Raw genomic sequence first — 19,343 nt, forward strand, 5'->3', positions numbered from 1 at the left:
TGTAGACAAATATGAAAAAGCCCCTCACAAATGTAAGGAGCTTGTTTTATTATTCTTCTTTTTTCTTGGCGGCTTCGGCCTCTTGTTTTTGTCGTTCTTGGGCCTTCTTAACATCTGCCTTATAAGTGTCCATATCATAAACTGGCTCACCTTTCTCATCCACTGTATACGGAACAGAGTAGGCAGGTACTACAGGAAATTTATCGACAAGTAATTGGCGAATATCATCACCTGGTTTGACATCTGGCTTGTCTTCTTTTAGAAGTTGCCCTAAATCAATGGAATAATCTACATGCAATTCACCGTCTCCAGTCATAAAGAGCGGCAATTCGACGCCAGAATAGGGACTTTTCACAGTAACCTCTGTTTTATAGCCCAAATCCTTATAATTAATTTGGTACACATTATCAGATGTTGAACCTGTTATTGGTAAGTATTGTGTAGATAGTTTCCGAATACCTATTTCACGAATACGCTCTGCAGCATTTAAATCTACTAGTTTAACGGTCGCATCATGTTCTGGATCCCAAATAATATACTGATATATACCGCCTTTTTCATAGGCGTTTCCAGGGATCGTCGACAAATACTTCGGCATAAGCTTTTCAAAATCGATTAAATATTTGATATATAAATCTGTATCTAATTCGCTATTTTTAATGGGTACTAGCCCACCAGTTGCTTCCCGGTATTCATTAACAGCACGCTGAACAGCTGCTAGTTGGTCCACATCAGGCGTAACCTTCGCCCTTTTCTCGTCTTCTGGGTACGCACACCCGACTAACAATATGGCGGTTGCAATTACCAACAGAAAAGCACTTAGTTTTTTCATGTTACTGACACCTCGTTATTTATTATGCTGGCCAAGTGGCAACTATAAGTACCATTAAAAATGTGCCAAGTCCAAACAGTATGTATGCACATAAATTTACGATTGTTCGTAAAAATACATTTGAAATCTTGTTACGAGCTAAATAAATTAAGCCGACTGATATAATCATAAAACCTATACAATAAAACGATACCCACATTACATCTAAAGCAGGCATATGAGCTAACGGGCCCATTTCAAATAACCACCTTTCTTTCTATGTCAAGACACAATCAAATTATATTATACTATGTGCCTTTGTTAAAAAGAAATAGTTGTCCCATAACTATCAAGAAATGGACAACCTTTTAAAATGCTTTCACTATTCAACTAATAGCACATAATAAGGTGTCTCAGTAGATTCACTAAGACACCTTATTTATGTCCGTTTCATGACAAATTTAATCATAAAAATAATATTAATGCTTCATCTCGTCAATTTCACGTTTTTTCATGCGCATCATAAGTGCATCAACAGCCACTTTCGGCTCTACATCATTAAAGAGTACGCTATAAAGCTCCGTAGAAATAGGCATTGCCACACCATACTTCTCTGCTAATTGATAGGCGGCCTTTGTAGTCCGGACTCCCTCTACAACCATTCCCATTTGATCAAGAACCTCTTGTAACTTCATGCCCTGCCCTAACATATTCCCTGCTCGCCAGTTCCTTGAGTGAACGCTTGTACACGTTACAATCAAATCTCCCATGCCCGTAAGGCCTGAGAACGTAAATGGATTACCACCCATTTTTACACCTAAACGAGTAATCTCCGCAAGCCCCCTCGTAATTAATGCCGCTTTCGCGTTATCACCATAATTCAAGCCATCTGTAATGCCTGCAGCTAAAGCGATAACATTTTTCAGTGCCCCACCAATTTCTACACCGATCACATCGTCATTTGTATAAACACGGAAGAATTGGTTCATAAATAGATCCTGTACTTTTTCAGCAGCGTCTATGTCTGCACATGCAGCTGTAACTGTTGTAGGATGATGAAGAACTACTTCCTCCGCATGACTCGGCCCTGAAAGCACTACAATTTCATCCACTTTTTCAGCAGGTAGGCTATCTGCTAATATTTCAGAAATTCGCTTTAAAGAATCTGGTTCAATTCCTTTTGAAACATGTACAAATAAAACTTTTTTTGTTAATTCAGCCGTCAATTTTTCACAAACCTCACGAATTGCTTTTGTCGGCACAGCCACAACGATTGTTTCAGCATGTGTTGCTGCCTTTGCAATATCACTCGTAGCATGTAAATTTGTTGGCAATACCGTTTCAGGTAAATATTTTTTATTAGTATGCATACGGTTGATTTCTTCTGCCTGTTCAGCTCGATGTGTCCATACAAGCGTATCATGGCCATTTTCCGCTAGTACCATTGCCAGCGCAGACCCCCAAGAGCCTGCTCCTAACACACAAACTTTTTCCATAAAAAATCCTCCCTTATAGTGGGTTGTCTACACTAATTTTTTCTTGTAAAAAGACGCCACCCAACAAATATGTCGGGTTGGCGTATTGTATGTGTATGACTATAACTTTAAGCTCGTGCTCGTGTAATTAAACGAATCGGTGTTCCTTCAAAATCGAATGTTTCACGAATACGATTTTCTAAGAAACGTTCATAGGAGAAGTGCATAAGCTCAGGTTCATTGACAAATACCACAAATGTTGGTGGTTTAATCGCAACCTGCGTAGCATAGTAAATACGTAAACGACGACCTTTATCGGTTGGCGCAGGATTACGTGCTACAGAATCCTCTATGACTTCGTTTAAAATAGAAGATTGAATACGCATCGCATGATTCTCACTGACACGTTGGATAATTGGTAAAATCTGATGAACACGCTGTTTTGTATTCGCCGATACGAAAATAATCGGTGCATAGTCTAAAAATAGGAAATGCTCACGAATTTGCTGCGTAAAAACATTCATCGTTTTTTCGTCTTTCTCGATAGCATCCCATTTATTGACAACAATCACCACTGCTTTTCCAGCTTCATGTGCATACCCAGCAATTTTCTTATCTTGCTCCTGAATACCCTCTTCCGCATTCAGTACCACTAACACAACGTCTGAACGTTCAATCGCACGTAACGCACGCAAAACTGAATATTTCTCTGTCGTCTCATAAATTTTACCTTTTTTACGCATACCTGCAGTATCAATAATGACATATTCCTGATCTTCATACGCATAAGGTGTGTCAATTGCATCACGTGTTGTCCCTGCAATATTACTTACAATCACTCGATCTTGACCTAAGAAAGCATTCACTAAAGATGATTTCCCTACATTTGGACGACCGATTAATGAGAATTTAATCACATCATCTCCGTACTGCTCTTCATCTTCTTTTGGGAAATGTTTCGCACATTCGTCTAATAAATCCCCTAACCCTAAGCCGTGAGAGCCAGAAATTGGCCAAGGCTCACCGAAGCCCAATGCATAAAAATCATAAATCATTTCACGCATATCAGGATTATCAATCTTATTGACTGCTAAAACAACTGGTTTCTTAGTTTTGTATAAAATTTTAGCTACTTGCTCATCGGCTGCGGTTACCCCTTCACGACCATTTGTCATAAAAATAATAACGTCTGCTTCTTCAATGGCGATTTCGGCTTGTTGACGAATTTGCTCTAAAAACGGCTCGTCCCCAATTTCAATCCCACCTGTATCAATAATATTAAAATCATGTGTTAACCACTCTGCCGAACTATAAATACGATCACGTGTTACGCCTGGAATATCCTCCACAATAGACACACGCTCTCCAACGATACGGTTAAAAATCGTCGACTTACCTACGTTCGGACGACCTACGATGGCTACTACTGGTTTCGTCATCTGTACTTCATCCTTCCAACTTCTTGTCTTTCGCTATTATACACGAAAAATGCCATTATATCATATCATATCCATAAAGTAGAACGCTATGTATGGCTTTAACAATCCAAACGATTTATTTTCCCGGTTTTTTCATGTATTTTGAGAGCATGTGTGAAGGCTTTTTGAGGATAAATCCTTTGCTTTTTGAATCCTATCTACTATTTAATCCAAAGGTTCTATCCGTCACTTTCGAATTCCATTACTCCAACAAAAAAGCGAGGATACAATCTTGTATCCTCGCGTTCTTCTTATTTAAAATTTTTTAATTGATCGCCAATTACGTCTCCGAATGAGAAGCCTGTGTTTTCTTCAGGTAATTCGTAATCGATCACTTCTTCTGCTTCTGGATTTTCAAGTAATTCTTTAATGCTTAGCGCTAATCTACCGTCCTCAGCATTGACATCAAGGACTTTTACTTGTACTTCTTGTCCTTCTTTTAATGCCTCATGTGGTGTATTAATGTGTTTGTGAGCAATTTGCGAAATGTGCACTAATCCTTCAACACCAGGGAAAACTTCCACAAATGCGCCGAATGATGTAAGACGCTTCACTTTACCTTCTAAAATCGTACCTTTAGCTGCACGTTCTTCGATATTAGACCACGGTCCAGGAATCGTTTCTTTAATAGATAATGAAATGCGTTCATTTTCTGGATCAACAGATAGAACTTTTACAGTTACACCTTGTCCTTCTGATAAAACTTCACTTACATCACTCACATGCTCGTGAGACACTTGTGAAATGTGGACAAGACCATCGATACCACCAAGGTCAATAAATGCCCCAAATGATGCTAAACGCTGTACTTTACCATCTAAAACGTCGCCAGCCTTGATTTGATTTATAACGTCTTTCTTTTGTGATGCCTTTTCTGATTCAACCACTGCGCGATGAGATAAAATAAGACGATTCTTTTCTTTATCAAGCTCAACAATTTTGAAGCTTAATGATTTGCCTTTGTAGCCCTCAAAATCATCGACAAAGTAGTCTTCTACAAGTGATGCTGGTACAAAGCCACGTACACCTAAATCTACGACAAGACCACCTTTAACAATATCCTTTACTTCCGCTTCAAAAATTTCTCCTGCGGTAAATTGTTGCTCGAGTGTATCCCATGCTTTTAAAGCATCCACTTTACGTTTTGATAGGACAAAATTTTCTTCCTCAACCTTTGTAATCATCAATTCTAACTCATCCCCAACAGAGATGACATCAGAAGCTTTCTCAATGTGTAAGCTTGATAATTCGCTGATTGGGATAATACCATCAAATGGTGCACCCGGAATTGATACAGATACTGCTTTTTCATCAACTTGCTCTGCAATACCTTTGACGATATCACCCTCGTTAAACGTTTGTTCTGCATAGTTCATTTCTTCAGACATATGTAACCCTCCTTCGCATCTTCCCTTACTATTTTATTCGATATTGAAGACAAAGACAAAAATAAATCCTTTAAATTCGAAAAATGTCTGAAATTTTAGGATTTATAGCATTTTTTCTTCTGCTAATTTTAAAATAGCTTGTGCTGCATCATCGATAGACAATGCTGTCGTATCTAAAAATATGGCATCTTCTGCTTGAATAAGTGGTGATGCTTCGCGTTCACTATCTTTTTTATCACGCAATGCAATTTCTTCCTGAAGTTTTTCAAGCGAAGAGTCGATTCCTCTTTTTTGATTGTCTATGAATCGTCTTCTTGCACGTTCCTCTACCGTTGCAGACATAAAAATCTTTAGCTCTGCATTTTTCAATACATGTGTTGCAATATCGCGGCCATCCATTACGACGCCACCATTTGCTGCCAGCTTTTGTTGTTGAGCTACTAATAACTCACGAACCTTTGCATGTGCAGCTACCTGAGAAACGGATGAAGTGACTTCATTTGAACGGATATCGGCTGATACATTATGACCATCTAAAAAAACAAGCTGCCCCTGTGGAGATGGCTTTAAATCGATGGTGCTAGCCGCTAGCATCTCCGCTAATTTTGCTTCATCATCTAAATGTATGTTTTGTTGCATCGCTTTATACGTAACTGCTCGATACATTGCACCTGTATCAATGTAAGTAAAATCAAGTGCCTCAGCAACAATTTTTGCAATAGTACTTTTACCGGCACCAGCAGGACCATCTATCGCAATTTGGATGTTTTTCTTCATATTCTTCCCTACTTTCTGTCACCTCATATTGTATCATATAACCTATAAAAAGCCCTCTGCTAGAAGAGGGCTTTTAAAAAATTACTATGCGGCATATTAAGCATTAAATGGATTCAATTCTTTACGTCGATTGCCTAACTGGCGCTCAAAGCAAAAGCGAACGATATGTTGCTGGTCTACATCATCTGAATCCGTCAGCTGGATTGTTGCAATTCGTTTAGAATCTTTTTCAAAAATACGCACGACAGTTGCCTCTGTTATTACGTATTTCACATCCCCATTGACAAACGGCAAGGCAACTGTTAATTTCACCTCATCGCCATCATCGAAAGCTACTTCTCCTTTCAAAATGAGGGCTAAGCCTCCTGCACTAATATCCGCAGCTACTAACTGATATTTGTGATCCTTGAACTGAACGGCCACATCCACTGGTGTTTCAACACGGACATATTCTCGACGTTGAATTTTGATAAATTCCTCTGGCTTTGGGCAATGCAACATAATCATAGGTATATGGCCCGCTTTACGACCTATTACCTCTGTATTAAAGGCAAATGATTGTTTGTCCTCGGTACGAAAGGTTGCTCTAAATTCAGAGCCATCTATCAAAAATGCTGTTTTCTTTGTCGCCATATTAATTGGATAATCAATATAAAGAATATGATCTTGTTGCTCTACAACCTTACAGCGGAATTTCTCCACACGCTCTGTATAAGTAGGTTCAAGTTGTAATTGTGTACCAATTTTAATCTCCATGAGCATCTCCCCGTACGAAAAATATGGTTTAATTATCTCATGAGATATTAATTTTGGCTATAAAAATTGGTAGTATTTTCTTATTATTAAGTTAAATATTCCACTTTTAAAACATTATGATTTTCTGCATCAATGACGATTCTAAATGTCTCTTGTGTTTTACCATCACGCAATGCAATGACCTCATAGCATAGACGTTGTTCAAATTCCCCATTATCCGTATAAATATTTTTTACTTCTTGGACTTGAATATCATCTTGGAAGAATGTTTTCCAATCGATTGGTTTTGCTGTTTGTTTTTTAATATTCTCTTCTTGAATGTATTCCATCGCGTTTGCACCCAACAACTCACCCGTATCTTTAGCTAATTTAAGTTGAACACCGTCCGCATAAATTAATGCGTTATCTCCTGGATGTACACGGGCAAATGTTACGTGCCAAGCCTGATGATTTTCGCGCGATTCCACATAGGCTACATCTTTCATGCCAAGTTTTTTGACATATTCTTCGGCTTTTTTGAGGATTTCCTCCTGTGACTGCTTCGCTTCATCAACAGGACGTTCCACTAAATAGGACAGTAAATGCCCTCCCTTTACCGTTAAATCCACATACCCTAAACGAATTCCTTGGTGGAATTGTATGTGATAGAACGGATACGGTGCCGTGTCACTACTTTTTGTTACAGTAAATGTCGCGTCTTTAATAACTGGGAATAAATATTTCACCTTTTCTAACGCTTCTTTTTCCGTAATTTCGGCATCCTGTAAAGCTTTTAACTCAATCTTTTTTTGCCAGTCTGACTCAGATAATGTTAGCGGGAAATCCTTTTCTCCATAACCTTTTAACGTGTCCTTCACTTTATCAAAGTTTGTGTTTGGATTTTTATTATCCACTTGCTGCAGCCAAACATCCATTTTTCCATTATGTTTATAAAAATCGACAGTTGCGGCTGTCCAATCATCAGACAGCGCTTGTAAATTCGAAGAAACCTGTGGCATTTTTTCACGCCAAGCTACATAATCGCCTGTCTTTGCTGTTCTCTTCGCTTCATCGCCAAGTCGCCCTAAATAATTCATCCATTCATTTGATAGTTCTTGCCCTATCGGAATATTAGCAATTGAAGAACGAACTTCTGAGCTTAAACGCCAAACTGAATCTAATTCACTGTGAATTGCCTGCTCGTCTTGAAACAGTAGTGACTGCGATACTGATCGCTGTAGATGAGATAGTTTTTCAGATGCATCTGTTAACTTATCTGTATACTGTGCTAATACGGTACGTTGTAAATCTTCTTTATCTCCATGTAAATCAATACTATATGCCCCTAACCCGATAACAGCTATCGTTAAGACCACGAGCCAAGTTTTCATCTAAGTTCCTCCTTTCTATGAACAGAAAATATGCTCTCCAATTTGTTTAATTTGCGGACGTGACCAAATCCATTTACTTGTTGCTGTTTTCGGATTGAAATAATACAATGCATTTTCAGATGGGTCCCAGCCATTCATTGCATCAATAACAGCTTCTTTTGCTCTATCATTAGGCTCTAACCAAATTTGTCCATCTGCTACCGCTGTAAAAGCTAAAGGCTGAAATATAATTCCGGAAATAGTATTTGGGAAATCAGGACTTTCTAAACGGTTTAAAATAACTGCGGCTACTGCTACTTGTCCCTCATACGGCTCTCCCCTAGCTTCTCCATACACAGCATTCGCCATTAACTGTAAATCACGTTCTGTATATTTTGGAGGAACTTGTGTCTGTGTCCCATTGTTATTAGTAGTACCACTACTATTTCCTCCGCCACTGCCAGCACCACTACCTGTACTAGTTCCTTTATTCACTTGCTGATCGAGCGGAATACCACCATAATAGGTAAATTGATTACCAGCATTTAATTGCGCTTTCACCCATTTTTCATCGTAATCAGAATAACCAGCTATAGTTTTTTTGGTCTTCGCTCCAGCGATACCATCTACTGGCAAACCATATTTCTCTTGGAAATTACGTAATGCCCAGTATGTGTTATAGCCAAATTTCCCATCAATTTTACTCTTATAAAAACCTAAGTATTGTAGCCTTGCTTGCAATTCAATGACATCATCTCCATAGGCACCACGAGTAATTTGCTGGTCACTAAATGCAATCACTTCATTTTGAGGAATCGCAATTATACTAATTCCTAATATCAAAGCAAAAAGTATGCTTACTAAACGCACTTTTATCACTCCTTTTTTTTATAGCTTGAAACAAATGAGGCAATTTATACATGATAAAAAAGAATAAAGCGTAGAAATCTTGACGATTTCTACGCTTTATATTTTTTTATGCATATGCAAATGTTGTACCAGATGGTAATGCGCTAGTTTCACTTTTCGTAAGCCAAACCACCATAAAAACAGCATAAACGGAATCATTAAATAAATCCAGTGACCTTTAAATGATAATATTGTATTGTATAGAATGTGAAGTACAATTGGTGCACAAAGCGCCATAGCAATCATTTCTTTTGTCTTGGCAAGCTTTGAAAACTTAGCACGTCCATAATAGTAGCCCATTACTACGCCAAATAATGCATGACTTGATACAGGTAATAGAGCTCGCATAAATGCTGTGTCCAAGCCAAAGGATAATAAATAAAGTACGTTCTCAATTGTTGCAAAACCAAGTGATATACTTGCCCCATATAATATACCGTCATATGGATCATCGAATTCTACATGATTGTAGATGGCTATTAATAGTACAAACCATTTAAAAAATTCTTCAATAACACTAGAAAAAAGAACGTCTTGAAGGTAAAAATATCGAAAAACTCCTTCCTCTGTTAGTACATATTGTAAAAACAGAATCGGGAACGTTAAAAATGCACCGTATAAAAATGTTTGCAATAAAGTTCTTCTTGGCTCCGTAGCCATTTGATTGCGCAAATAGAAATAACTAAAAAGCGCTAGACCGGGAGCAATGGCAGCAGATAATAAAATGATCATGATGCCGGCTCCTTTCAAAAATAGACTGCTATTATTATACCATGTAATGACAAAAAAACTTTTTAAAAGGAGATTTTATTTTTCATGAAAAAAACAATTTTATTAATTCATACTGGCGGCACAATCTCCATGGCGATGAGTGCTGAGGGAGCAGTTATGCCCAACAAAGAAAACCCTCTCATGAAAGAGAGTAATAAACTTAATTCATTGGCGACCATTATTGAAATAGAAGCTTTTAACCTACCTTCTCCACATATCACGCCAACAGAAATGCTTCTATTACGCAACTTGATTATGGAGCAAACTACAGCCCAGCAAATCGACGGTGTTGTTATTACGCATGGTACAGATACATTAGAAGAAACTGCCTATTTCTTAGAGCTGACAACAAATTTAGCCATCCCCATCGTACTAACAGGTGCGATGCGCTCATCCAATGAGCTTGGAGCAGATGGCATTTATAATTTGATGGAGGCAATCCGAGTAGCAGTCGATGATGAAGCTCGGGACAAAGGCGTTCTAGTTGTTATGAATGATGAGGTACATCTTGCCGTCAATACAACGAAAACGAGCACAAGTTCAGTCAATACTTTCCAATCCCCACAATATGGACCAATCGGGCTTATTACAAAATCACGTATTTTGTTCCATCATGCGCCAATTCGTCGTCAATATGTAGACGTTAATAGTTTATCTAAACGCGTAGCTATGCTAAAGGTTTATGCTGGTATGGAAGAAGATTTACTTGATGTCGTGCTCGCATGTAAATATGAAGGTGTGGTGCTTGAAGGATTAGGACAAGGAAATGTCCCTCCTTCTGTTGTAAAAGGCATTGAGAGCTTGATCCAACGCAATATCCCTGTAATCCTTGTTTCCCGCTGCTTTAATGGTATCGCAGAAGGTGTCTATGGATATGTTGGTGGCGGTAAAATGCTGGAAGACTTAGGTGCAATATTTGCCACGGGTATCAATGGTCAAAAGGCACGATTAAAATTATTAATTGGACTGAACACAACTGGAAGTCCTTTAAATTTAAAGGATTTTTTCCTGTAGAATCAATGTATTCATATGGAGCACTTGCTTATGCCTCGGTTATTTGTTCATAATAGTACAGCACTTCATGAAGACGTACAAGGGCGTCTTCGAAATCGGGCTGAATGACTGCGAATTGAAGGAATCCTCTTTGGCGTAAATATGGGCTATCACCATGAGCCAAAAGTCCATTTAAGGCTAAATCGATGTGTAAGTTTGAGAGTGTGTCTGGCAGTTGAATCGTTATAAGCATTGGGTACTGAGTTGTTGGTAATTGAAAGTGCATATATGGTAGCTGCAGTAGCGCCTCAAAACGTTGCTGTAGCTGCGCATAGCGGACTGGATAGGCTTGTAATGACTCATCTAAATTTCCGAGCAATACGGCTGGAAGCGTAAAGGGTATGGCGCCTTGGTGGTAATTTGCTAAGTCCAAGTATGCAGGCAATGTAGTGGTGGATTGTGCTAAATATTGTGAAAATACAAATGCTAGCCCACTCATTGCCCCAATTGCTTTCCCACTCACTGCGGTAGCTAAATAACAGTCCTGTAACGAAAATGGCATAGACCCAAACGTACTGATGCTATCTACACAAAGTTTTACATTATAACACTTTGCCAAATGACCAAGACTCTCTAAATCATTGCAAGTCCCCGTTGAGGTTTCCCCATGCACTACCAACATCCACTGATATGCTCCATTTTCTAGCAACGATGCTATTTTCTCGTAATCAAAAATTGTTCCCCATTGTTGTTCTGCTGCATCAAAATCTAAAGACCAACGGACCGCTTGTTTTCTTAACCGTTCACCAAATTCTCCATTTGTTAAAATAAGACCTTTTCCTAGTTGCTGAGCGTGTAGTTGAGCAAGCATCACTTCATTGGCCAAAGTTCCAGTTCCAACGATTATTCCAACATGCTTAGTATTCGCTAAATGTAGTAGCTGTTGTTGTACTCGTTCATAGATTGCCTTAAAATTTAACGAACGATGCGATAAATTGGTATAACCAATTGTCTCCAATTGCTTAACAGGTCCAGGATAAAAAGTATAGTCATCTTTTGCAAGCCTACGTTGTAGGTCATGCTCAAATACATCTCTAGTAAGCACCATTGGTAAAAACTGTGCATCCTTTGCTCCAACAGCTGGTGCAAATTGTTGAAAGCCCATTTGCTTATAGAGCTTTTCTTCACGCGTTGTTCCTGAAATTACGGCTGCGGTGTAGCCCTTTTCATAGGCAAATGTGTTTAAAGCTTGTGTGAGCCTCCATAGGACTCGCCCAGTTCGGTAATTTTTTTTCACAGCAAGTAGACGTATTTCACAAATCTTGCCACAAATCTCTTCCGGTAAAAATTGCTCTACCTTACCAATTTTTTCATCCATCGAAAAGGGTCTTTGATCTCTAAATGCTACCATTCCGATTAATTCTGTTTTTTTATACACTACTATATATGTATTTTCCTGATGGAATCTGTCAATTTTTAGTCTTTGCTTATTGGGCTCATGCTGTGGAATTTCTTCCACAAATGTCTCATAATTTAATCGCGCAATCGCCTCATACTCTTCATTTGTTTGAGCTATTTTACACCAATACATCTCGTTACTTCCCTCTTTTCCATGACTCCTTAATATTAGACATATGTCTTATGATCATACACACGATTGCAATAATCAAAAGTGCATAGGCCTCTAATTGACCCGATTGTATGATAGCGCCAACATAAAAAATATAACCTCCAACCATGCCTAATGTTAAGCTCCTTGTGCATATAAGCACGGCCGCCGTACCTGCAATCATCCATAAAAACAAGCTTGGTGATAGAGCGAGGCCAACTCCAATAAAAGTTGCGACTCCTTTTCCTCCTTTACATTTCAGCCAGAATGGATATAAGTGCCCTGCAATGACACAGGCTGCTCCACTAACAATGACCCATTCTTCTAAATGCCATAAGCGCCCTAAACTTACCACCAGTGCACCTTTCATGGTATCACCTAGAAATGTCATAAAAAAGGCCTTCTTGCCAAGGACGCTTCCCGCATTGCGCGCACCTAAGTTTTTACTGCGTTCTTCCTGTAAATTAACACCATATATCTTTCCAACGAAAAATGCTGTCATGAAGTTTCCTATTAAATAACTGAAGAGCAAATACAAACCAATCAATCATATTCCCCCTTGCTAAAAGGCTGTATAAGCTACATGCCTATACAGCCTCACCTTTATCCTTTTCTTTGAGCGATAGTTTGTGCGATGCAATCCCCATGAAAACGTCCATTTTCAATAAAAATTTCGTTGGCGTTATTTCCCGCGGCAATGACGCCTGCGATAAACAATCCTTCCACATTTGTTTCCATCGTTTCTGGTGTAAAATAAGGGCGACCCGTTTCTTCATCAATATTGACGCCCATAGCTTTAATAAAGGAGTGATCAGGATGATAGCCAGTCATAGCAAAGACAAAATCATTTTTCATCACCTTTTCATGGCCATCTATTGCTAAGACTACTTCATGCTCACGTATTTCTAACACATTCGTATTAAAATTCATGTCAACTTCTCCTGTTTTGACTACTCCTTCAAATTCAGGTAATACCCATGGCTTAATACTTGGAGAATATTCATGTCCTCTATAGGCAACCGTAACACGAGCACCAGCCTTATTTAATTCCAACGCTGCATCTATAGCTGAATTTTTGCCCCCAATGACAAGAACATCCGTATCAAAAAATTCATGTCCCTCTTTAAAATAATGGAAAACTTTAGGTAATTGTTCTCCATTGATATTTAAATAATTAGGATGATCATAGTAGCCTGTTGCAATAATGACATAAGGCGTTTCATAACTATCCTTATCTGAAGTAACAGTAAACATACCATTATTTTTCACAACACTTTGCACTTTTTCAAAGCGGTTAACTTGAATATTTTTTAATCGAACAACTTCTCGATAATATACAAGGGCTTGATTCCGTTTGGGCTTACGTCCCTCAATAATAAATGGCACATCGCCAATCCCTAATCGTTCACTTGTACTAAAAAAAGTCTGGTGGGTAGGGTAATGATAAATCGCATTTACGATATTTCCCTTTTCAATAACGATGGGTTTTAATCCAATATTTTGCAAAGCTATTGCTGCTGCTAAACCGCATGGGCCTCCTCCAACAATAATCGCATCTGCTTGCTGCATTTCTTGACACTCCAATCGAATATGGACAGCTATAGTTGCTGTTCCTTGCTTACATCCATTATTAAAATAGACGATACCTTTTTATTATACGCCTTCTAGCAAGTTTTGTTTGTTTATTTACTCGAAATATCAATGTCGATGATATGACATTGTGGTTTGGCACCAAGTCGCATTGGCAATAATGTAGTACCATAGCCATTACTAACTAAAGTCATAACACCATCTCGCTCTCGATAAGAACCATTAGGATGGACACCATATGGACCAAATCGAATCTGTCCTCCATGTAAATGTCCACCCATCATTAAATCAGCACGGTACTTGGCACGGACTTTCGCAAAAACACCTGGATTATGCGCAATAAAAGCAACTAGATCATGCTCTTCTACTTTTTCAAATGCTTTTTCAAAGCTATATTCTTTAACTGTTGTATCCTCAATTGCACTAAGCCAGAAACGGTTTTTCGCAGGTAACAGCACCGCATCATTGACAATAATTTGAATATGATGCTGCTGCAATATGCTCTTAAGCCTCTCCTCTCCCACTTCTCTGTCATTATTTCCCCATACAAAATAAGTAGGTCCAATAGAAGTTAATAATTGTAAATTCTCATGAATACGTGGAATGGGTGTGCGATTATCTGCTAAATCTCCACCAATAATGACAGCATCAAAATGTCCTGTTAATTGAGCAATCATTTTTTTATTAATTTTACGTAAATGAACATCTGAAATAAAAAATAAACGTAGTTTTTCCGGCGCTCCCTTTAATAGTAGCTGGTGATGTAAAACATTGTTTTCATGTGCCACCTTCAACATATAAATCAGAAAGACGACCACTACGATAAGCAATAGCCCTATATATAGCATTCCCTCACTTCTCCTTACGACAGCAAAAAGACGATTCGTTTCCTATGAAGAATCGTCTTTTTACTAAATCAGACGTACGTTTTGGTGTGAACGTTTGTCCTTTATTTTATACTAGCTAAACTATATGACCATTATATGGTTTTTGTCTAAGGAAGTTTAATTACTTGCCCAACCATAACTGTATTTGAAGACATACCATTGGCAGCACGAATTTTAGCTAAAGTCGCTTCACTGCCATCACCATAATGATTTAATGCAATACGGAATAAGTTCTCATTTGCTTTAACAGTATGTGTACTTGCTTTAGTATTTTGTTTTGCTTCTTCCGCTTTTTTTGCCTCTTCAGCTTTTTTCGCTGCCTCGGCCTGTTGCTGAGCTATTCTTGCCTCCTCAGCTTTGCGAGCTTCTTCCGCTTTACTTGCTTCTTCCGCTTTTTTTGCCTCTTCAGCTTTTTTCGCTGCCTCAGCAGCTTTTTGGTCAGCTGCTACTTTATCAGCATTTTCTTTAGATGGTTCGTTTGACTTTTGATCAGCTTGCTCGCCCTTGTCTTTATTTTTGTCCTTGTCAGATGCAGATGCCTCTGAAGAATCCATTTCGACGACCTGTTCACCTGAATCTTTCTCAGCTTGCTCTATTGTTTTCCCTGGCTCGTAAAACTTCCAAAAATAGACTAGAATTGTTAATGGAATAAGGATAAATATAACAAAAAGAATCGTCATTAACGGTGTTTTCCGTTTCGGATTTTTAGGCTTTTGTTTCTTATCTCCATTTTTATTCATTCTGGAAACTCTCGACAAAGTTTGCTGTTCGTTTTGTTCATCTTCAAATGATTGACGATGTTCTTCTATTTTATCGCGATAATCTTCTTTACTCATTTGTCTTTCCCCCAAACCTTACTACTCTTTTTGTCACTCTATTATGACGAATTTTACGAAAAAAGTAAATGACCGTCAGTTTTAGTCTAATTACCCAGTAATAGTAGCTGCAATCGACGTTCCCACGAAATCATTTCTATTTTTTTCTCTGTTGTTAAGCGTACTTTCTTGATTTCATCATAATGGATTCCACAATTTTCACAACACTTTTCCGGTTTTTTTTGCAATTTTTGCCCGAAATACCCGACAAGATGTTCACGAATACAGTCTTTTGTCTGTATAATCTTCAACATTTCATCGACTGCACGGTATTTTTCTAGGGCTAATTGATTGAGGCGAGCCTTTACTTGCTCCTTAGTTTCTTGTTGCATCCAATAGTCCAACACACGAAATGCTGTCTCTCCTAATTCTCCATTTTTTAACATCTGTGCTGGTAGTACTTGCTGAGAAAGAAGCTCCTCATAGCGATCAACATGTTGAGAACTCGGAAGGTCACCTGTCACAACGAACTTCGCCAGCTCTTCATCACCATCACAATAGAGTAAAATGGCATGTGCAGGTTCACCATCTCGACCTGCTCGACCAATTTCCTGCATATAATTTGCAATATTAGCAGGCATTGATTCATGAATGACCTGACGAATATCTTGTTTATTAATCCCCATACCAAAAGCATTTGTTGCCACTATCCAGTCCAATTCACCATCAATAAACTGCTGCTGAATAAATTGGCGATCCTCAGCCCCATAGCCTGCATGATAGGCTGCAGTACGAATACCTACTTGTAAAAATGCCTCACTATACTGATGCGCTCGTTTGCGTGAGGAAACATACAGTATACCTGGGCCAGCAGTTGCTTTGACATGTCGCATAAGCCAGCTCGCTTTATCCGCCTTATCCTCCAGAACAATGCGTCCTAATTGAATATTGGGCCGATCAACATTATACATAAATTCAAATGGGTCCTTTAACGATAATGTTTCTCGAATATCTTGCATAACCTTACTTGTTGCAGTGGCGGATAGTGCTAGCAATGGAGGTCGATTGTGCCTCGATAGCCACTCACCTATCCGTAAATAATCTGGTCGGAAATCATAGCCCCATTGCGATATACAATGTGCCTCGTCCACTACGATTAAACCTAATTTTACCTGTGCTAGTTTCTCTTGAACCTGCTGCTGAAGTAGCATCTCTGGCGAGGTAAAAATGAAACGGTATTGTTCTAAATAATGTAATACATATCTTTTTTCTGTGATGGATAAAAAAGAATTTAAAGCGACAACCCTCTTTTCCCCAAAACGTTTCAATTCCTCTACCTGATCTTGCATTAATGAAAGCAATGGCGATACAATCAGCACTGGCTTTTCTAAAATATAAGCTGGTAGCTGATAGCAAAGTGATTTTCCCATTCCTGTTGGCAATAAGGCCATTACATCTTTCTCTTGAAGTATTGCTTCAATGACTTCCCTTTGCCCTGGTCGAAATGATGAATAACCAAAATGTTTATGCAATAGTTCTTCCAGTTCCATTTATACTTCTCCTTTCGCAAGGACAAGCCTTAATTGAAAATAACTCAATTCCTTTAAAGCCTCATGTAAGATTTTCAATTTTTTCGTTTGATAATGCTTTGATGCCTGCCAAACTTTTTCAGCTTCCTCATATGAGACGAATGGACCAATGGAAAAGTTCGGTTCATACATCGCTAATTCCACAAAGTGGTCTTCAATAGTACTTTGCTTCAGTTTTCTTATTTGCACTATTTGTTCAACTGAATATCCCTGTTCATACAATTGTGCTGTTTGCTGTGCGGAATCGGTTAGCAATATTTTCACTCTTACTCCTTGTGCCACTTCTTTAAGCAATGGATAATCATTGTTTTGTTGCACTTCGTTTAATAATTTATGTAGTGTTTCAATAAAAGCTAATTGACTATCTAGCACAGACTCCTTCCGTTTATCGGCAAGCTGCTGCCATGTCCAACCAGGCAAACGATACCCACTTAATCGATAAAGGACAAGCTGTTTGCTACCATCTGAAACTGGAATATTCTTCAGCACGCTGGTGCATTCATCTAATAATTGCTGTTGTAAATGACCTTGTAGATAATGATGATTCTTCAAAAAGGATCGCACCCAATTTTGAATATCAGGATCTCTACTGATGGGTGAGAAAGAACGAACAGCTGCAGTTTGATACGACAAACTTTGCACAATTAATGAAAGACGTGCAAAAAACACATGCTCATTTCCTCGATAATGCCATCCATCAAAGAAAAATGTCGGGGTTTGTTGCGCTCGCTGCAAACCTAGCTTTTCCATGTAAAAGTGACCAGATTCCTGCACTTTTAGCCAACTATATTGCATAAATAACGTTACCGCTTCATCAAAGGTAGTCCGTGGTAGTTTAGGTAATAAACCAAAATATTGATGCAACTGAAAAAGGCCAATGTCTTGAATAGTCTGACCTGACCGCTTTCCTTTCAAGACGTGATAAGCAGCCGAAATCGTCCGTTCCTTATTGAGTTTTTGAAAGATTTGCAATAGAATTTGATGAAACATTGACGCAAATTCCTCCAATTTAATAGTATTTAAGTTGAAATGTAAGATAAACATCTTTAAAATGAGTATGAAGCTTTGTAGGAACATCGTTAAAGGAGAGAAAAAAATGGCTAAATACACAATAGTTGATAAAGATACATGCATCGCTTGTGGCGCATGTGGAGCCGCAGCGCCAGACATTTATGATTATGATGATGAAGGTATTGCCTTCGTTATTTTAGATGATAACATGGGAACTGCTGAAGTGCCAGAAGATCTATTAGAAGATATGCAAGACGCTTTTGAAGGGTGTCCAACTGACTCTATCAAAGTAGCAGATGAAACTTTTGATGGTGACTCATTAAAATTCGAATAGTCTTCAATATGTATGTACACCCAAAAGGCATCCTTCAATGGGTGCCTTCTTCATTTGGATGAAATATTCTACTAACTTTTGCAACAAGATTATCAATCATATGCTATACAGACCAATCTATTGGAGGAATGATGATGTTTGAGCAGTTACAAGTAGAGCATAGTTTATTCCATATCGATAAAGAGCATATCAATCAATTTAAAAAACTCGCGGCAAAATGGCAAATAATTTTTCCGCAGGTTTATGCGAAATGTTTGAATACACTCGATTCATGGGCCATTGTGTTAAATAATTGGTTTTTTTTTAAATCTCAGCATACCGATGAACTGATTCTCAATCCTTCTAAAGCCATCTACTACTCTATCAATACATTTTTGCTGGAAGAGCTCAAAAAAATTCAAATAATTCAAAAAATAAATCAATGTAATAATGACGATTTACAATACTTTGCTGCGTTTCAGTTAGGAAATGCCATCGATTTATGGGTTTATAAGACGGTTGGAAAAAGTACTGCGGCCGATTTATTAAATTCTCAGGAAGACAAACCTTATTTTCTCGCATATTTAGATGATGGGTTTCAAACGGACAACACGCCTTTCCATAGAGACCAAACAAGAGCCATCAAAATACTTGCTCAAACAATTCGTAACCACAATTGCTTTAGAATCACTATCAATAGTGCTGTTTATCAAGCAGTAGATATGTATGAAGATTATGTAGCTAATTAGTATGCCATTTCATTCGTCTCTCACATAGTAGGGATGAATTTTTTTTGCCCGATAATCGGCTACTCTATTGCAA

At 38.3% G+C, this 19,343-nt stretch carries 20 protein-coding genes; 3 read left to right on the forward strand and 17 right to left on the reverse strand.

The genetic code is table 11. The features are described from left to right. Positions 1-49: 49 nt before the first annotated feature. The 10 genes from AC3CH7_RS03255 to prsW form a co-directional block, all read right to left on the reverse strand. Positions 50-832 (reverse strand): hypothetical protein, encoded by a 783-nt coding sequence (locus tag AC3CH7_RS03255; protein ID WP_031417970.1) that lies wholly within the window; start codon positions 830-832, stop codon positions 50-52. A 22-nt stretch (positions 833-854) separates the two neighbouring features. Continuing rightward, positions 855-1,067: a DUF2768 domain-containing protein gene (locus AC3CH7_RS03260; RefSeq protein ID WP_008180416.1), complete on the reverse strand. Its 213-nt coding sequence runs from the start codon at positions 1,065-1,067 to the stop codon at positions 855-857. Positions 1,068-1,290: 223 nt separating this feature from the next. Beyond that, positions 1,291-2,307, reverse strand: coding sequence for an NAD(P)H-dependent glycerol-3-phosphate dehydrogenase (locus tag AC3CH7_RS03265; RefSeq protein ID WP_447402782.1), 1,017 nt, complete (start codon positions 2,305-2,307; stop codon positions 1,291-1,293). Positions 2,308-2,414: 107 nt separating this feature from the next. Beyond that, positions 2,415-3,725, reverse strand: a complete 1,311-nt coding sequence (gene der / locus AC3CH7_RS03270; RefSeq protein ID WP_031417969.1) for a ribosome biogenesis GTPase Der — start codon at positions 3,723-3,725, stop codon at positions 2,415-2,417. Between the two features lie 290 nt (positions 3,726-4,015). Further along, on the reverse strand, positions 4,016-5,152 hold the full coding sequence (gene rpsA, locus AC3CH7_RS03275) for a 30S ribosomal protein S1 (protein ID WP_031417967.1): 1,137 nt from the start codon (positions 5,150-5,152) through the stop codon (positions 4,016-4,018). A 102-nt stretch (positions 5,153-5,254) separates the two neighbouring features. Further along, a complete protein-coding gene (cmk, locus tag AC3CH7_RS03280) occupies positions 5,255-5,929 on the reverse strand; it encodes a (d)CMP kinase (RefSeq protein WP_012293605.1) in 675 nt (224 codons plus the stop codon). A 96-nt stretch (positions 5,930-6,025) separates the two neighbouring features. Beyond that, positions 6,026-6,685, reverse strand: a complete 660-nt coding sequence (locus AC3CH7_RS03285; protein WP_012293604.1) for a flagellar brake protein — start codon at positions 6,683-6,685, stop codon at positions 6,026-6,028. 86 nt (positions 6,686-6,771) lie between these two features. Next, the gene (locus AC3CH7_RS03290) at positions 6,772-8,055 is read right to left on the reverse strand and encodes a PepSY1/2 domain-containing protein (RefSeq protein ID WP_031417965.1); all 1,284 of its coding nucleotides are present in this window, start codon (positions 8,053-8,055) and stop codon (positions 6,772-6,774) included. Between the two features lie 15 nt (positions 8,056-8,070). Beyond that, positions 8,071-8,904 (reverse strand): spore cortex-lytic enzyme, encoded by an 834-nt coding sequence (gene sleB / locus AC3CH7_RS03295; RefSeq protein WP_031417963.1) that lies wholly within the window; start codon positions 8,902-8,904, stop codon positions 8,071-8,073. Between the two features lie 96 nt (positions 8,905-9,000). Next, a complete protein-coding gene (gene prsW, locus AC3CH7_RS03300; RefSeq protein ID WP_012293601.1) occupies positions 9,001-9,675 on the reverse strand; it encodes a glutamic-type intramembrane protease PrsW in 675 nt (224 codons plus the stop codon). An 84-nt stretch (positions 9,676-9,759) separates the two neighbouring features. Here prsW and AC3CH7_RS03305 point away from each other — a divergent pair, with 84 nt between their 5' ends. Then, a complete protein-coding gene (locus AC3CH7_RS03305) occupies positions 9,760-10,728 on the forward strand; it encodes an asparaginase (protein WP_031417960.1) in 969 nt (322 codons plus the stop codon). A 28-nt stretch (positions 10,729-10,756) separates the two neighbouring features. Here the strand turns inward: AC3CH7_RS03305 and AC3CH7_RS03310 are convergent, their stop codons facing one another. The 7 genes from AC3CH7_RS03310 to AC3CH7_RS03340 all read right to left on the reverse strand — a co-directional run bounded on the left by AC3CH7_RS03310 (position 10,757) and on the right by AC3CH7_RS03340 (position 18,187). Further along, complete coding sequence (locus AC3CH7_RS03310; protein WP_488381566.1) at positions 10,757-12,298, reverse strand: aminotransferase class V-fold PLP-dependent enzyme; 1,542 nt, start codon at positions 12,296-12,298, stop codon at positions 10,757-10,759. Between the two features lie 4 nt (positions 12,299-12,302). Next, a complete protein-coding gene (locus tag AC3CH7_RS03315) occupies positions 12,303-12,863 on the reverse strand; it encodes a glycerol-3-phosphate acyltransferase (protein WP_488381567.1) in 561 nt (186 codons plus the stop codon). Between the two features lie 56 nt (positions 12,864-12,919). Then, positions 12,920-13,885, reverse strand: coding sequence for a YpdA family putative bacillithiol disulfide reductase (locus AC3CH7_RS03320; protein WP_012293597.1), 966 nt, complete (start codon positions 13,883-13,885; stop codon positions 12,920-12,922). A gap of 113 nt (positions 13,886-13,998) precedes the next feature. Beyond that, positions 13,999-14,754 carry a metallophosphoesterase gene (locus AC3CH7_RS03325; RefSeq protein WP_200991058.1) on the reverse strand — a complete coding sequence of 252 codons (756 nt, stop codon included), beginning with the start codon at positions 14,752-14,754 and terminating at the stop codon, positions 13,999-14,001. 146 nt (positions 14,755-14,900) lie between these two features. Further along, a complete protein-coding gene (locus tag AC3CH7_RS03330) occupies positions 14,901-15,629 on the reverse strand; it encodes a LysM peptidoglycan-binding domain-containing protein (RefSeq protein ID WP_036161149.1) in 729 nt (242 codons plus the stop codon). Between the two features lie 86 nt (positions 15,630-15,715). Continuing rightward, the gene (locus tag AC3CH7_RS03335; RefSeq protein WP_422761217.1) at positions 15,716-17,158 is read right to left on the reverse strand and encodes a RecQ family ATP-dependent DNA helicase; all 1,443 of its coding nucleotides are present in this window, start codon (positions 17,156-17,158) and stop codon (positions 15,716-15,718) included. Beyond that, positions 17,159-18,187, reverse strand: coding sequence for a YpbB family protein (locus AC3CH7_RS03340; protein WP_488381568.1), 1,029 nt, complete (start codon positions 18,185-18,187; stop codon positions 17,159-17,161). A 106-nt stretch (positions 18,188-18,293) separates the two neighbouring features. Between AC3CH7_RS03340 and AC3CH7_RS03345 the strand changes: the two genes are divergently transcribed. Both AC3CH7_RS03345 and AC3CH7_RS03350 read left to right on the forward strand, forming a co-directional pair. Further along, complete coding sequence (locus AC3CH7_RS03345) at positions 18,294-18,542, forward strand: ferredoxin (RefSeq protein WP_004232564.1); 249 nt, start codon at positions 18,294-18,296, stop codon at positions 18,540-18,542. Positions 18,543-18,676: 134 nt separating this feature from the next. Beyond that, a complete protein-coding gene (locus tag AC3CH7_RS03350; RefSeq protein WP_036161142.1) occupies positions 18,677-19,270 on the forward strand; it encodes a hypothetical protein in 594 nt (197 codons plus the stop codon). Positions 19,271-19,343 lie beyond the last annotated feature (73 nt).

The sequence above is a fragment of the Lysinibacillus sp. F12 genome (genome assembly GCF_057773605.1).